The sequence below is a fragment of the Tardiphaga sp. genome (genome assembly GCF_025356345.1).
Lineage (GTDB): Bacteria > Pseudomonadota > Alphaproteobacteria > Rhizobiales > Xanthobacteraceae > Tardiphaga.
Genome location: NZ_JANXTC010000405.1, coordinates 1 through 14,273, shown reverse-complemented (window position 1 = coordinate 14,273; position 14,273 = coordinate 1). Strand labels below are relative to the sequence as shown.

Below are 14,273 nucleotides of genomic sequence, written 5' to 3'. Positions count from 1 at the left end.
GCGTGGCATTCCAATGCGCGCAGAGCGACTTGCAACCTCAAGGTGCGCGTGCATAATCCGGTCAGCCGCGCGGGCGATGGCGGCGCCTTGCCCCGTGGCGATGTAGGAAGGAGTATCCCGTGCGTGTCGTAACCATTGTGCGGAAGGTCGCCTCCCGCTGCTATCCGAACTATCTCAAGGCTTTTGAAGACGGCGACGGGCTTTTCGAGAAATTCAAAATCGACACCCCGCTGCGCATCGCGCATTTTCTCGCGCAGGCGCTTTATGAAACGGGCCGTGGCACCGTTCTGTTCGAGAACATGAACTACAAAACCCCTGCCCGGCTGCTTGAGATCTTCGGCGTCGGCCACCACAGCGCCGCTATCCGTCCGGATGAGGTGGATCATTATCTGAACAACGCGCGTGCCTTGGCCGAGCGGGTCTACGGCTTGGGGAATCCCAAGAAGGCGCGGGAGTTGGGTAATACCAAGCCGGGAGACGGCTACAAATATCGCGGCGGCGGTTTGCTGCAAACGACCGGCGGTGCCAACTATGTCACCATGGGCAAGCTCTCGGGTGTCGACTTCTACACCAACCCCGACCTCATCGTGTCGCCCGAGGCAGCGCTGCTGCCGGCGCTCAATGAATGGAACCAGGGCAAGTTGAACGACCTCGCCGACAAGAACGAGATTCGAAAAATCACGCGCGCCATCAACGGCGGCTATAATTGCCTGAGCGGCCGTACCGATCTGTTCGAGGAGATATGGAAGATCGTCGGCAAGGGTGGAGTCGAAAGCATCGCCTGGAAAGCAGCCGAGCCGTCCGACGAAACCCGGGCGCTTTAGGAGTCGTTAAACGACCTCGGCGCCGAGCCGGCTCTGGTGGTCGATGGAAAATACGGCCCCGCCACAACCGAAGCGGTCAATGGGTTTCAGAAGCAGGCTGCCATTCCCGTCGATGGCAATGCCGGCATTGTCACCGATGCAGCCCTCAACCTGCGGCTCGCCAACTGACCCATGCATCGTCCGGGTAGCGAGCGTAGCCCGGACATACACAGCGGTACCCAGGATCATATTATTGAAAGCAACCCCGGATGTGCTTTGGCGCATCCGGGTTACGCGCTGTCAAGCAGCCAAAGAAGCTCGAGTCTTTCCAATCACGAGTGCAGCCTGCGCGGCCTCTCTTCCCTTTACGACAAAATGATCGCTGAAAATGCCAATGTGATGCTTCGTCTCCTGAAAATGATGAGGGGTGAGAGAGACTGAAAGTATCGGAATATTTGTATCAAAGGCGGCGCGCATCAGGCCATTCACAACCGCCGCTGCGACGAAGTCGTGCCTGTAGATTCCACCGTCCACGACAAGCGCAGCCGCTACGACAGCTGCGTATTTTCCGGAAGCTGCAAGATCGCGGGCGAGGAGCGGCATTTCGAACGCGCCTGGAACATCAAACACGTCGACCTGCTCTACGGATATTAGTTCCAGAAAGCCATCCAGCGCCTTGTTGACGATTTCAGCGTGCCAATTTGATTTCACAAAGGCGTAGCGGGTGTGTGTCACGTTGGTCTCCTTGGGTTCTAGACACGTCACCCAAGGCAATCACGCGCATGCTCGCATCATGCGGATGCGAACTCGCGCGTTCTCTTTCATCCGGACTGTAACCGTCGGCTCAGGCATCTCACCTGATCTGCTGACCCTTCAACTGGAAGGCGCTCGCGGGCTCGCAACCATGATTGCATACCGCCGGTAGGGAGTTTCACCCTGCCCTGAGAACGTCGTCATCGTGCATGGTATCCCGAGCGGCCGTCAAGAAAGAATCCGCAAGGAGGCGCACGCCCCGTTTCGGCATGTTTTCCTATGCCGCTTCACGCCTTCATCGCCCTGATCGTAATCAACATCATACCGTCCGGGCAGCTTCGTGAGGCGTGATCGAGGTAGGGCGAGAGGCGACGCCCGCGGCCGTCACGGGAGCGCCGATTCGCCGGCTGAAACCCCGATTGGAGCCCTTCGCCACATGACTGTCCCCCTGTCAGCGCCCTTGCCAATTTCCCGCCGCCGTGAAAGCAGAATGCCAGCCCATGCCGCGCCCGCGGACGCCTCAGGATACCTGCCATGATCACCCGCCTTTCACTGCCCAAAGACAAGATTCGCATCCTGCTGCTGGAAGGCATCAATGACAGCGCGGTCGCGATGTTCGCCGATAACGGCTACGCGACGGTGGAACGCCACCCCAAGGCGCTGTCGCCGGCGGCGTTGAAGGAGGCGGTCAAGGGCGTCCATCTGCTCGGCATCCGCTCCCGCAGCAACGTCACCGACGACATCCTCGAGGCCGCCGATCGGCTGCTCGCGGTCGGCTGCTTCTCGGTCGGCACCAACCAGATCGATCTCGAGGCGGCGCGCCGCCGCGGCATCCCGGTGTTCAACGCCCCGTTCGCCAATACCCGCAGCGTCGCCGAACTGACCATCGGCGAGATCGTGATGCTGCTGCGCCGGATCGTGCCGCGCTCGGTCGCGGCCCATGCCGGCGGCTGGGACAAGTCGGCCGACGGCAGCCGCGAGATGCGCGGCAAGACGCTGGGCATTGTCGGCTATGGCAATATCGGTTCGCAGCTCTCCAATCTCGCCGAGGCGATGGGGATGCGAACGGTGTTCTTCGACCTGTCGGACCGGCTGCGCCACGGCAATACCGAGCCGACCGCCAGCCTCGACGAGCTGCTGGCGATGAGCGACGTGGTCTCTCTGCACGTGCCGGAGACGGCGCAGACCGCCGGCATGATCGGCGCCCGCGAGATCGCGCTGATGAAGGACGACGGCATTCTGATCAACAACAGCCGCGGCACCGTGGTCGACCTCGACGCGCTGGCTACGGCGATGCGCGCCGGCAAGCTTGCGGGGGCCGCGATCGACGTGTTTCCGGTTGAGCCGGCGTCAAACACCGACAAGCTGGTGACGCCGTTGCAGGGCCTGCCCAACGTGATCCTGACGCCGCATGTCGGCGGCTCCACCGAGGAGGCGCAGGACCGCATTGGCGCCGAGGTGACGCGAAAACTGGTGGAATATTCCGATGTCGGCTCGACCATGGGCGCGGTCAATTTCCCCGGCGTGCAGCTGCCGCCGCGACCAAGCGGTACCCGCTTCATCCACATTCATGGCGACGTGCCGGGCGTGATGGGCAAGCTCAACGACATCGTCTCGGCCCATGGCGTCAACATCGCCGCGCAATATCTGCAGACCGGCGGCGGCATCGGCTATGTGGTGCTGGAGACCGACGGCGCCGGCGTCAATGCCGATGCGGTGCTGGAAGCGATGCGCGCTGTGCCGGGCACCATTCGGGCGCGGCTGCTGTATGAGGCTGACTGAGGCCACACGGCGGATCAGCCGAGGGCATCATCCGCCGCCGGCCAGCGCAATACGCTGCGCGATTGCGCCGGACAGCGGCTCAAACGCTGTGGCGCGGCCGCGCGATCTCGCCGCGGGTGGTGGCGATGCCCATCTCGAAGCCGTCGGCGATGCGCCTTGCCCGCAGGATGAAGGCGTCGGCCACGTCGGCGCTGAAGATTTCCCTCACGGTACGTTCAAACAGCAGCAGCCAGCGGTCAAAATGCTCAGGCTGGAGTGGCAGCCGCAGATGCGGCCGCATCGGGCGGCCGTCATAACGCCCGGTCCGCAGCAGCATCGACGACCAGAAATCGGCGATCTGGCTGAGGTGGTGCTCCCAATCCGCCACCGCGCCATTGAAGATCGGGCCGATCAGATCGTCCTCGCGGGCCCGGCCATAAAAAGTTCGCACCAGAAGCGCGATCGCTTCCTCGGTGATCTCGGGATGGGCTTCATGCAGGGCGGAAGGAGTTTCGCTCATGACCGCGATGTAGGCCGTGCGGCGCTTCGGCACAACCGCTGCGCCGCGCATCCCGCGGGTCACGCAAGCGTCATCGCGACTTTCGCGGTCTGGCAACAGACACTAGCTTCGCCTAACACAACCACCCTGGTCGGCGCGCCCTGCCCGATCATCCAGACGCTCCGGAGCCCTTCATGACCGATGCCCTTTATACACCGCCCAAAGTCTGGACCTGGAACAAGGAAAACGGCGGAAAATTCGCCAATATCAACCGTCCGGTGGCCGGCGCCACGCATGACGAAGTGCTTCCGGTCGGCAAGCACCCGCTGCAGCTTTATTCGCTGGCGACGCCCAATGGCCAGAAGGTCACGATCCTGCTCGAAGAACTGCTGGCACTCGGCCACAGCGGGGCCGAATACGACGCCTGGCTAATCCGCATCAATACCGGCGCGCAGTTCGGCTCCGGCTTCGTCGAGGTCAATCCGAATTCGAAGATCCCGGCGCTGCTGGACCGCAGTGCCGCGGCGCCGATCCGGGTGTTCGAATCCGGCGCGATCCTGCTGTATCTCGCGGAAAAATTCGGCGCCTTCCTGCCGACCGAACTGGCGGCGCGCACCGAGGCCCTGTCCTGGCTGTTCTGGCAGATGGGCAGCGGGCCGTATCTCGGCGGCGGCTTCGGCCATTTCTATGCGTACGCGCCGACCAAGATCGAATACGCCATCGACCGCTTTGCCATGGAGACCAAGCGCCAGCTCGACGTGCTCGACCGTCGCCTCGCCGATCATGAATTTCTCGGCGGCAGCGACTACTCGATCGCCGACATCGCGGTGTTTCCCTGGTATGGCGGCCTGCTGCAGGGCTTGCTGTACGGTGAATCCGCGGAATTCCTCGACGTCCAGAGCTACACCAACCTGCAGCGCTGGACCGCGGCGATCGCCGCGCGACCTGCGGTGAAGCGCGGCCGCATGGTCAACCGGGTCACCGGCGATCCCGCCGGCCAGTTGCACGAGCGCCATGATGCCGGCGATTTCGACACCAGGACGCAGGACAAGATCGGCACGCCGGCATAACGCCGGCGGCGTCAGGCCGTGGCATTGCCGCGGCCTGAGGCGGCAATGGTCAGCGCAATGGCCGCCGGATCGCAGCACAGCACCATCAGCAGGATCAGCCAGCGCACCGCGGTCTCGGTATCGGTGCCGGCCAGCGTCGCCAGATAACGCACCGGCCCGGCAGCCGCCTCGGCGTGCGCCCGCTCTCCCGACAACGCCGCGCGCTGCGTTCGCATGGTTGTCAGCGTATTGGCCTCGTTACCGCGCTGCTGCACCAGGGCCTCACGGGCCTTGCGCTGCTGCTCGGCCAATGACATCGCGGCATTGACGCGGCCGCGCCGCGTGGCCTCGTCGATGGCGCCGTCGATCTGCGCGATGCGGCGGTCGAGGTCGGCGACCGCCGTCACCTGGGCGTTGATGCGCACCTCCGACGTCTCGATCTTCTCGGTGACCTGCGACTGCGCCTGGCTGACGACACCGACATGCGCCTCGACCAGCCGACCGAACACGCCGATGCCATTGATCAGCGCCAGTCCAACCACTAGCACCGACAGCATCGCGCGCAGATTCCAGCCGATATCGCGCCAATGCGCCGCAAGCCAGCCGGCGATCACCAGCTTGCCGACTTCCATCGTACCGGCCAGCACCATCACCTCGAGCGGCGCACCGGGAAAAATCTCGGCCATCCCCGACACGCTGAAGAAGCCGGCCACGGCGGCCAGCGCCATCGCCGCGAAATAGGCGAACAGATCGCCCACCGTACGACGCGGCCGCACCAGAATGGCGCGTACCGGCGCCGGAATTTCCGGCGCTGGAAAAGCCTGCGGCTCCGGCACAGCGGGCGCCGGCGCGGTCGGCGGCTCAGCCGCGAACCGCTCCGCGTCCGTCATCAACGGTTCGGAAAAATCGGCCATCACGAATTCCGGTCGCGCGGCCTCGGCGGCGAGGGCGTCAGGCGTTGAGACGTCAGGCGTGGCCGCGCGAGGCTCCGCGACAACGCGCTTGCGACTTCGCGGCGCGCGCGGCCCCTTGGTCACCGCCACCGCGTCGTCCAGCATCGCCAGCGCCGGAAGCAATTCCGCCATATCCGCCTTGACGTCATCAAGACGCCGTCCCTCATGCCAGTCCGGCGACAAGGCATTGCGCTGTTTCGATTTTACCACGCGGTTTCCCACTCGTTGCCATCGGGGCCCGGATTGCTTTCGCTTGATCCGCCATCCATTTCCCATGGCGGCAAGCCACCCGGTAAAGATGTCACCAGCGAGGCGCCGCGGGTCGCGGAAAGACCGGTAGCAAACCGGCTACCATACTCGTGAATGGTGAGACGCTACTATCAACGGTGGTTACGCATTCGCGCGACGACAATCGGCACAATCAAGCCGTGCAACATCGTGCATATTATCGGCTTGTGTGGCGTGCGGATCACGCCTCAGTGGCGATCATAGCCGCCGCCAAAGCTGCTCCTGATCTGATGCAGCAGCGTCAGCGACCAGCACAAAGCGAATCCACCCGATAGGCCCAGGCCCGTGCGGCGGTCGATGATCGACAGTCCGGTCCAAAGCCAGACGCGATACAGCCACAGGCCCGCCAGCGCGGTGGCCAGCAGACACACCAGCAGTTTGACGAAACGCGCATTGGCGACGCCCACCGCCGCGAACAGGATGGTCAGCGGAATCAGAAACAGCTGGCAGGTGGCAATCAGACTATCGTTCACGAAACGCTCCGGCAGGATGAGACCGCGTCACCCTAGCCGGCGAAATTCAAACAAATCGTTGACCGGGACCATGGGCCGCAACATCGGGAGGTCAAATCCCGGATCGCTATGCTAGGGTTCCATGTTCCGACCGATCCACAGGAGACCTGGTGCCTCACTCATTTACGCGGCGGCATTTCGCCAAACTCGCTGGCTCGCTACCGCTCGTACCTGCCGTGGCGTCCGCGCAAGCCACCGTCATCACACCAGACTCGCGGTGTTTCCCACCCGACTTCGTGTGGGGCACCGCCACTTCGGCCTACCAGATCGAGGGCTCGGTGACGGCCGAAGGCCGCGGCCCTTCGATCTGGGATCGCTACGCTCACTTACCCGGCAAGATCCACGGCAACGACCACGGCGACCATGCCAGCGACCATTTTGCGCGCTACAAGGAAGACGTCGCGCTCATGAAGGCGCTGGGCGTCACCGCCTATCGCTTCTCGATCGCGTGGCCGCGGGTGTTTCCCGATGGCAATGGCGAGCCAAATCCGAAGGGAATGGATTTCTACAATCGTCTCGTGGACGAATTGCTGGCCAATGGCGTCGCCCCCTACGCCACACTCTATCACTGGGACCTGCCGCAATCGTTGCAGGACCGTGTCGGCGGCTGGCAATCGCGCGACACCGCTCAGGCCTTCGGCGCCTATGCCGGCTACGTCGCCCAAAAGATCAGTGACCGCGTCAAGCACATCTTCACCATCAATGAGAGCGCGACCTTCATCGATTTCGGTTACGGCAGCGGGCCGGTCGAGATGGCGCCCGGCCTGAAACTGCCGCAGGCTGAACTCAACCAGGTGCGTCACAACGTGCTGCTCGGCCACGGCCTCGCCGTTCAGGCGATCCGCGCCAGCGGCCACGCTGACACCAAGGTCGGCCCGGCGGAAAACATCGTCGCCTGTGTCCCGGCGATTGCCACGCCGCAAAATATACGAGCCGCCGAAATCGCGACCCGCGAAATGAACGGCGGCTATCTCACGGCGATGCTGGAGGGCCGGTACACCGACGCTTTCCTGGCCTATGCCGGTCGTAACGCGCCAAAATTCACCGCCGACGACATGAAGATTATTTCGTCGCCGCTCGATTTTGTCGGCATCAATGTCTACATGCCGCAGCATTACGTGGTCGCGTCCGAGGACCCGAACGGCTTCTCATTGCTGCCCTTCCCGCGTTCGTTTCCGCATATGGAGTCCGACTGGCTCCGCATGGGCCCGGAGGCGATGTACTGGGCACCGCGTCTGCTGGCCAGGAACTGGGACGTCAAGGCGATCTATATCACCGAGAATGGCACATCGGGCGCGGATAAGATGAGCGCCGACGGCCGCGTCATCGACCTCGACCGCATCATGTATCTGCGCAACTATCTTACGCAGCTGCAGCGCGCGACCGCCGAGGGCGTACCGGTGAAAGGCTACTTCCTGTGGAGCCTGATGGACAATTTCGAGTGGGCCGATGGCTACGCCAAACGTTTCGGCCTGTACCATCTCGATTTCGACAGCCAGCGCCGCACGCCCAAGCTCAGCGCGGAATTCTACCGCCAGACCATCGCGGCCAACCGGCCGATGTGAACACTTGATGTGAACACTTATTGGCGCTGACGCCGCGCAATAAATGGCGAGCGGAGACAGCCTAGAAGCACAGATTGGTGACAACGTTGCCGCGTTTGTCCTTGATCACATACGGACATTTTGCGCGCTCGAGCGCTTTTTTAGCGTCCTCGTCGCCGAGCGCGGCCGCCCGTTCGTAATAGGCCTTGGCCGCGCCGGAATCAGAAGCCCCGCCGCGACCGCTCTGGGCGAAGGCGCCCATCCGCTCCAGCGCACCGGGATGGTTTTGCGCCGCCGCCTTCTCGAACAACACGCGCGCGGCGGCATCGTCCTTCGGGCCGCCGATGCCTTCGGACAACAGCAGGCCAAGCTGATATTGCGCCTCGGCATTGGTTTCAGCGCCCTTTGCCAACAGCGCACGCGCGCGAACCGGATCGGCCGGTGCACCGCCGCTCGACAGCGCCGCGAGATTGCTGGCGCCGCGCGGATTGCCGGCTTCGGCCGCGCGTTCGAACAATTTGCGCGCCTGAGCCTCATCCTTGCCGATTGCCGATCCCGTACCATAGGCCACGCCCAACTCGATCATGGCCGACGTGCTGCCCTTGTCGACGGCCTTGCGCCAGGCAGCGATGGCTTCCGCCATTTGCTGGTTCGCGGCATAGGCGCGGCCGAGCTGATAAAGCGCCCGGCGTGAACCCGACGCCGTCCGGCAGAACTTGATCGCGGTAGTCAGGTCCGTGTGGACGATTTCCGCCACGCCCCTGACGTCGGCGGGCTTGTCCGGATCGGTGGGGTCGGCGGCAAGCCGATCGCACAGAACAAGATCCGCCGATTGCGCGTGAACTTTGTCACAGCTCGCACCTAATACAGCCGCGACGGCGACGCCGAGCATCCATACACTTGCAATTGCGTACAGAGAGTATCTCATCAGATCGAATACATGTCCTTGTGCCGCCGGTACGTGGTTTCAACCAATCTTAAAGCTGGTGGTACTCATCTGCAAGCAACGTGCTATCAGCTTTCGCCGCCGCGGGACCTGAGTTAGCAATTGCGGCCCGATAGATCGTCCAGGAATGAGGTGTATGGTCCTTCGCATTGCCGCGGTCCTGTTGACGACTATGTTCTGGTTCGCTGCCAGTCCGCTGGCGGCGCAGGAATCAGCCAGCTTTGAAGCCGCCGCGCGCGCGCGCGGTACGCCTGACATCCCCGGTCTCAACATCGTCTGGCTGACGCCCTGGGGCGACCTCGCGCAGGCGCGCGATTGGCGCAACATCATCGTCCATCAGAGCGAGGGAGCCGTCGGTTCGGCCTATCGCGCGGCGCTGGCACAATCGCAAAAGCCAGCGCGACGCGGCGTGACCATCTGGGTGGAAACCGACGGCACAGTGTATTGGGCCGTCGCCGAGTTTGCGGTGCCTAACCACATCAACAACGGCAACCGCCGCGACAACAAGTTCATCGACAACGCACCGACCTTCCAGCAGATCGAGAACGACAATTCGATCGGCGTGGAATTCGTCGGCAACTACCCCAATGTGCGGCGACCGGTCACTGTCGCGCAAACAGCCGCCTGGCAGATCCTGGTGCGGGTGCTGCGAAGCCGCTACGGCATTCCCGGTAGCCGCGTCTACGCGCATAACTGGATCGACTACAAGGACAGCCGCTACTGCGAGGGCTGCGATCTGGCCCGGCTTGCGCGGTCTCCCGGGATCGAAACGGCGCGCGCCCAAATCTCTCCCTAAGCCTCTCCGCGCAATTGTCGGATAGGCATCATAGTCTTTGTATGCGACCATCGTGAAAACGAGGACTCGCGGTGCACAGACGATACCATGGCGTTAATATTCCTACCGAAATCGTCCGAACCATCGTGGCCGTGTCGGAAACCGGCAGTTACAGCAAGGCGGCGACCCGTCTCGGCCTGAGCCAGCCCGCGGTGAGTGCCCAGATCAAACGCATCCAGAGCATGATCGGCGGACCAATTTTCGAAAAAACGCTCCACGGCGTAAGCTCGACGAGGCTTGGAACGCTGATTCTGCATCAGGCGCGCAAGGTGCTGGAAGCCAATGACCAGCTGCTGATGATGGGTGGCAGCGCCGAAGAACCGCAGTCGGTGCGACTGGGCATCACCAGCCTCCTGATCAAGAATTTCCTACTCACCCAGACGGCCGGCAGCCTTGCTGGAATGGTGATCTACGGCGACGTCTCCGGCGTAATCAAGAAGGGGCTGCTGGACGGCTTCGTCGACATCGCCTGCATGTTCGAAACTCCGGATTATGCACCGGAACTTGCGTCCTGCCTGGTGCAGGAATCCGATGAACCGATGGCGTGGGTGCAGTCGAAGAATTTCGTACTTAGTCCGGGGTTACCGATCCCAGTGATCAACTGGCCCGGCGCAGTCACCGATGACGCCATGATCGCGGCCTTGAAAGCACGCAGCGTCAACTTCAAGGTCACCTTCAGCAGCCCCGACCCTTATGCCCGGCTTACCGCCGTCGAGGCCGGGCTTGGCCTCGCTGCCATGCCCCAGCGCATCATCCCGCCTGAGCTGGTACGGGCCCGCGAAACCTATCTGCCGGAACTGCCGGCGCTAAAGCTTCTGCTTTGCGCACGCAACGGACTCCGCGGTAAGTCGGGCGAAGGTATGTTGGCACAGCTGGCGTCGGCGTTCTTTCAAACGTCTCCCGTCGGAGCGTGACCTGGTCGGACAGTTAGGCCGGACGAAACCGTCCTCGAACAGTTGGGATCCACCAGCTAACGCAATGCAGCGTCCACCTGACGGCGCTCCTCAAACCCATCTTCCCGTGCGATCCCTTTCATGTTGCGATGCAGCATCGCTGGGAGCAGGATCATTCGCATTTCACTTCCCATTCTCGCCCTGGCGGCCGCGTCATTCGGTATCGGCACCACCGAATTCGTCATCATGGGCCTGTTGCCCGATGTCGCCCGCAGCCTCGCGGTGACGATCCCGCAGGCGGGCTACCTCGTCTCCGGCTACGCGATGGGCGTGGTGGTCGGCGCGCCGCTCGTGGCCATCGCCACGGCCCGGCTGCCGCGCAAGACGGCACTGCTGGCGCTGATGGCGGTTTTCATTATCGGCAATATCGGCTGCGCGCTGGCGCCCGATTACTGGCTGCTGATGGGGGCGCGTGTCCTGACCGCATTCGCGCACGGCGCCTTCTTCGGCATTGGCGCGGTAGTTGCCCGTGATCTGGTACCGCGGGAGCAGCGCACCCAGGCCGTTTCGCTGATGTTCGCGGGCCTGACGCTGGCGAACGTGCTCGGTGTTCCGTTCGGGACCGCGCTCGGACAGGCCGCCGGCTGGCGCGCCGCGTTCTGGGCGGTGGTGGCGATCGGACTGGTCGCCGGACTCGCGATCATCCGCTTTGTACCTTCTGGCATGCCCGGCACACGCGGCGGGCTGACCAGCGAATTCCGTGCGCTCGGACGCTGGCCGGTCATGCTGCCGATGCTGATCTCCACCACGGCCTCAGTCAGCATGTTCACGCTGTTCACTTACATCACGCCGCTGCTCGAGGAAGTCACCGGACTGACGCCGCATGGCGTTACCGGCGCCCTGCTCGCGATCGGCGTCGGCCTCACCGTCGGCAATCTGATCGGCGGCCGGCTTGCCGATCGCAACCTGCTGAAGACGGTAATCGGTGCCTTCGCCGGCCTTGTCGCAGTGCTGATCTTGCTGTCATTTGTCAGCCGCTCGCCGATCCCGACGATGGCGCTGCTGATCCTGTGGGGCGGGCTGGCCTTTGCGCTGGTGTCACCGCTGCAGATCTGGGTGGTGGATGCCGCCACCGACGCGCCCAACCTCGCCTCGACCTTGAACCAGGGCGCCTTCAATCTCGGCAACGCCACCGGTGCCTGGCTCGGCGGCGCGGCGTTGAATGCCGGGGTGCATTATGCGCAGCTTCCGCTGCTCGCCGCCCTCGTCGCGGCACTTGCGCTGGCCATGGTACTGAGCACCTTCGCCAATCGCCGCGTCCTGCCGGTGCAGGTGAGTCCGGCGGAATAGCGAACCAACGCGCGATCATGCGCGACATTTTTTAGGAATTATCCGGTGGCCCTGCGGCGTGACAGTTTTGCCTTTACGGCCTTCCTCGGTACTTTGACGGCGCTGCCGCCCTTGTCGATCGACATGGGATTGCCCGGACTGCCCGCGATCGAATCGACGTTCGCGGATGCGGCGGGACGCGGACCGCTGACGCTCAGCCTGTTTCTGGCCGGCTTTGCGATCTCGCCGCTGATCTGCGGTCCGCTCGCCGATCGCTTCGGCCGTCGCGCCATCCTGCTCGACGGGCTGCTGCTGTTCTCGATCGCAGCCGGCGCCTGCGCATGGGCGCCATCATTCAGCATTTTGCTGATCTGCCGGATGCTACAGGGGCTGGCAGCCGGAGCCTGCGCCATCCTGCCCTTCGCTATCGTGCGCGACCTGTTCGAAGACACCACCGCGCGCCATCAACTGTCGCGGATCGCGGCGGTTCTGGGCGTCGCACCGATGATCGCGCCGGTGCTCGGCGGCTGGGTGATGACGGTCAGCGGCTGGCGAATGATCTATGCGATACAGGCCGCCACCGGCGTGCTGCTACTGATCGTCGCCATCATGACCCTGGACGAGTCGCAGCCGGTCGAGAAGCGCCGGTCGCTGAACCCGGCGCAACTGATCGACAGTTACCGGAACGTGCTCACCGACCGCGCCTTCCTCGGCTATGCGCTGCTCTACGCTTTTGCCTTTGCCTGCATGTTCGGCTTCATCTCGGGCGCACCGTCGGTGCTGATCGGAAGTCTTGGCCTGTCTACCACCGCGTTCTCGCTGCTGTTCGGGCTGACCTCGTGCGGCGTTCTGGTCGCCTCGCTGGTCAGCGGAGAACTCAGCAAACGTCATGTCGCATCCCGCAGGATCGTCGCCGGCGGTCTGGCGCTGATGGCCGCCAGCGCCATGGCGGCGCTGGCTTTGGTGCCGGCCGGCGCGGTGACGGTACTAACCTTGATGCCGCTGATGGCGCTGACGCTATTTGCTTTCGGCATCATCGCGCCCAGCACCAACCACGAGGCGCTGCAGAACCTGCCCCATGTCGCAGGTTCCGCGGCCGGCGTGATGCGCTGCCTGCAGATGACGATGGGCGCCTTCGCCAGCGCCATGATCGCGGTGTTCGAACCGTTCGGACATCCGGCGCTGGTGATGACCGGCCTGATGGCGGTCATGGCACTTGCCGCCGGTGCAATCTATCTGTGGTTGCTGCCGCCGCCCCGTGACGGAACCCCGACCGGGCAAGCGGCCTTAACGTAACTCGGGCAGGATTGCCGTCGCGCGATCCGCGGCCCAATGGATTCTACAGGAGCTGTCCATGAACGGAAAAATCATCGTCATTACGGGCGCATCAGGTGCGTTGGGTCGAGTGGTCGTCGACATGGCGATATCGCGCGGAGCAATCGTCGCAGCGATCGATCACGCATCGAAAACGCCAGCCTCGACGGTAAAACTATTCCAAATCGGCGACATCGATCTGTCCGAGGCCGCGCAGGCGGAGCGGGCCGTCGCGGTCGCCGTCGCGCAGTTCGGCCGGATCGACGTGCTGATCAATATCGCCGGCGCCTTTACCTTCGAGACGATTTGCGATGGCAGTAATGATAGCTGGGAGCGGATGCACCGGCTCAACCTGCTGACGGCGCTGAACGCGTCGCGCGCGGCTATCCCGCATCTGCTGGCGTCGAAAGCCGGGAGGATCGTCAATATCGGCGCGATCGGCGCGCTGCAGGCCGGCGCCGGCATGGGGCCCTACGCCGCCTCGAAGGCCGGCGTGCATCGCTTGACGGAAACGCTCGCGGCCGAGCTGAAGGGCAAGGTCACCGTCAACGCGGTGCTGCCCTCGACCATCGACACGCCGGCCAACCGCCGCGACATGCCGGATGCCGATTTTTCGAAATGGGTGACGGCGAAAGAACTCGCCGAGGTGATCTTGTTCCTGGCGAGTGACGCGGCCAGCGCCGTCACCGGTGCGCTGCTGCCGGTGAGTGGCAGGGTGTGAACGCATAGCCCGGATGAGCGAAGCGACATCCGGGACAAAGCAAGTTGCGCCGGCAGATGTCGGGAGTTTGATT

At 63.6% G+C, this 14,273-nt stretch carries 14 protein-coding genes, 1 pseudogene and 1 riboswitch; of the genes and pseudogenes, 10 read left to right on the top strand and 5 right to left on the bottom strand.

The annotated features are described in order from the left end of the window. Positions 1-119: 119 nt before the first annotated feature. Positions 120-824 (top strand): hypothetical protein, encoded by a 705-nt coding sequence (locus tag Q0S16_RS24840; protein WP_295854701.1) that lies wholly within the window; start codon positions 120-122, stop codon positions 822-824. A gap of 18 nt (positions 825-842) precedes the next feature. Next, positions 843-992 (top strand): annotated as a pseudogene (locus Q0S16_RS24835) (peptidoglycan-binding domain-containing protein); the annotation flags it as partial. A 111-nt stretch (positions 993-1,103) separates the two neighbouring features. Here Q0S16_RS24835 and Q0S16_RS24830 read toward each other — a convergent pair. Next, positions 1,104-1,538, bottom strand: coding sequence for a 6,7-dimethyl-8-ribityllumazine synthase (locus Q0S16_RS24830; protein ID WP_295854694.1), 435 nt, complete (start codon positions 1,536-1,538; stop codon positions 1,104-1,106). 74 nt (positions 1,539-1,612) lie between these two features. After that, positions 1,613-1,756, bottom strand: a riboswitch (FMN riboswitch). A gap of 334 nt (positions 1,757-2,090) precedes the next feature. Between Q0S16_RS24830 and serA the strand changes: the two genes are divergently transcribed. After that, entirely contained in the window at positions 2,091-3,338 is a 1,248-nt protein-coding gene (serA, locus tag Q0S16_RS24825) for a phosphoglycerate dehydrogenase (protein WP_295854689.1), read from the top strand. 79 nt (positions 3,339-3,417) lie between these two features. Here the strand turns inward: serA and Q0S16_RS24820 are convergent, their stop codons facing one another. Next, positions 3,418-3,837 carry a group III truncated hemoglobin gene (locus Q0S16_RS24820; protein WP_295854756.1) on the bottom strand — a complete coding sequence of 140 codons (420 nt, stop codon included), beginning with the start codon at positions 3,835-3,837 and terminating at the stop codon, positions 3,418-3,420. Positions 3,838-4,010: 173 nt separating this feature from the next. Here Q0S16_RS24820 and yghU point away from each other — a divergent pair, with 173 nt between their 5' ends. Next, on the top strand, positions 4,011-4,886 hold the full coding sequence (gene yghU, locus Q0S16_RS24815) for a glutathione-dependent disulfide-bond oxidoreductase (RefSeq protein WP_295854685.1): 876 nt from the start codon (positions 4,011-4,013) through the stop codon (positions 4,884-4,886). Positions 4,887-4,897: 11 nt separating this feature from the next. Here the strand turns inward: yghU and Q0S16_RS24810 are convergent, their stop codons facing one another. Together Q0S16_RS24810 and Q0S16_RS24805 are read right to left on the bottom strand one after the other, a co-directional pair. Beyond that, positions 4,898-6,028: a hypothetical protein gene (locus Q0S16_RS24810; protein ID WP_295854681.1), complete on the bottom strand. Its 1,131-nt coding sequence runs from the start codon at positions 6,026-6,028 to the stop codon at positions 4,898-4,900. A 266-nt stretch (positions 6,029-6,294) separates the two neighbouring features. Beyond that, positions 6,295-6,579, bottom strand: a complete 285-nt coding sequence (locus tag Q0S16_RS24805; protein WP_295854679.1) for a hypothetical protein — start codon at positions 6,577-6,579, stop codon at positions 6,295-6,297. 149 nt (positions 6,580-6,728) lie between these two features. Between Q0S16_RS24805 and Q0S16_RS24800 the strand changes: the two genes are divergently transcribed. After that, positions 6,729-8,183, top strand: coding sequence for a GH1 family beta-glucosidase (locus tag Q0S16_RS24800; RefSeq protein WP_295854677.1), 1,455 nt, complete (start codon positions 6,729-6,731; stop codon positions 8,181-8,183). Between the two features lie 61 nt (positions 8,184-8,244). On the opposite strand, the gene Q0S16_RS24795 is transcribed toward Q0S16_RS24800, so the two are convergent. Further along, positions 8,245-9,054 (bottom strand): tetratricopeptide repeat protein, encoded by an 810-nt coding sequence (locus tag Q0S16_RS24795; protein WP_295854752.1) that lies wholly within the window; start codon positions 9,052-9,054, stop codon positions 8,245-8,247. 190 nt (positions 9,055-9,244) lie between these two features. Here Q0S16_RS24795 and Q0S16_RS24790 point away from each other — a divergent pair, with 190 nt between their 5' ends. The 5 genes from Q0S16_RS24790 to fabG all read left to right on the top strand — a co-directional run bounded on the left by Q0S16_RS24790 (position 9,245) and on the right by fabG (position 14,200). Then, positions 9,245-9,904 carry a peptidoglycan recognition family protein gene (locus Q0S16_RS24790; RefSeq protein ID WP_295854674.1) on the top strand — a complete coding sequence of 220 codons (660 nt, stop codon included), beginning with the start codon at positions 9,245-9,247 and terminating at the stop codon, positions 9,902-9,904. Between the two features lie 125 nt (positions 9,905-10,029). Beyond that, positions 10,030-10,857 carry a LysR family transcriptional regulator gene (locus Q0S16_RS24785; protein WP_295854670.1) on the top strand — a complete coding sequence of 276 codons (828 nt, stop codon included), beginning with the start codon at positions 10,030-10,032 and terminating at the stop codon, positions 10,855-10,857. 120 nt (positions 10,858-10,977) lie between these two features. Next, positions 10,978-12,186 (top strand): MFS transporter, encoded by a 1,209-nt coding sequence (locus tag Q0S16_RS24780; RefSeq protein WP_295854668.1) that lies wholly within the window; start codon positions 10,978-10,980, stop codon positions 12,184-12,186. Positions 12,187-12,231: 45 nt separating this feature from the next. After that, positions 12,232-13,461 (top strand): multidrug effflux MFS transporter, encoded by a 1,230-nt coding sequence (locus Q0S16_RS24775; protein ID WP_295854665.1) that lies wholly within the window; start codon positions 12,232-12,234, stop codon positions 13,459-13,461. Between the two features lie 58 nt (positions 13,462-13,519). Beyond that, positions 13,520-14,200, top strand: a complete 681-nt coding sequence (gene fabG / locus Q0S16_RS24770) for a 3-oxoacyl-ACP reductase FabG (protein WP_295854663.1) — start codon at positions 13,520-13,522, stop codon at positions 14,198-14,200. Positions 14,201-14,273: the final 73 nt, after the last annotated feature.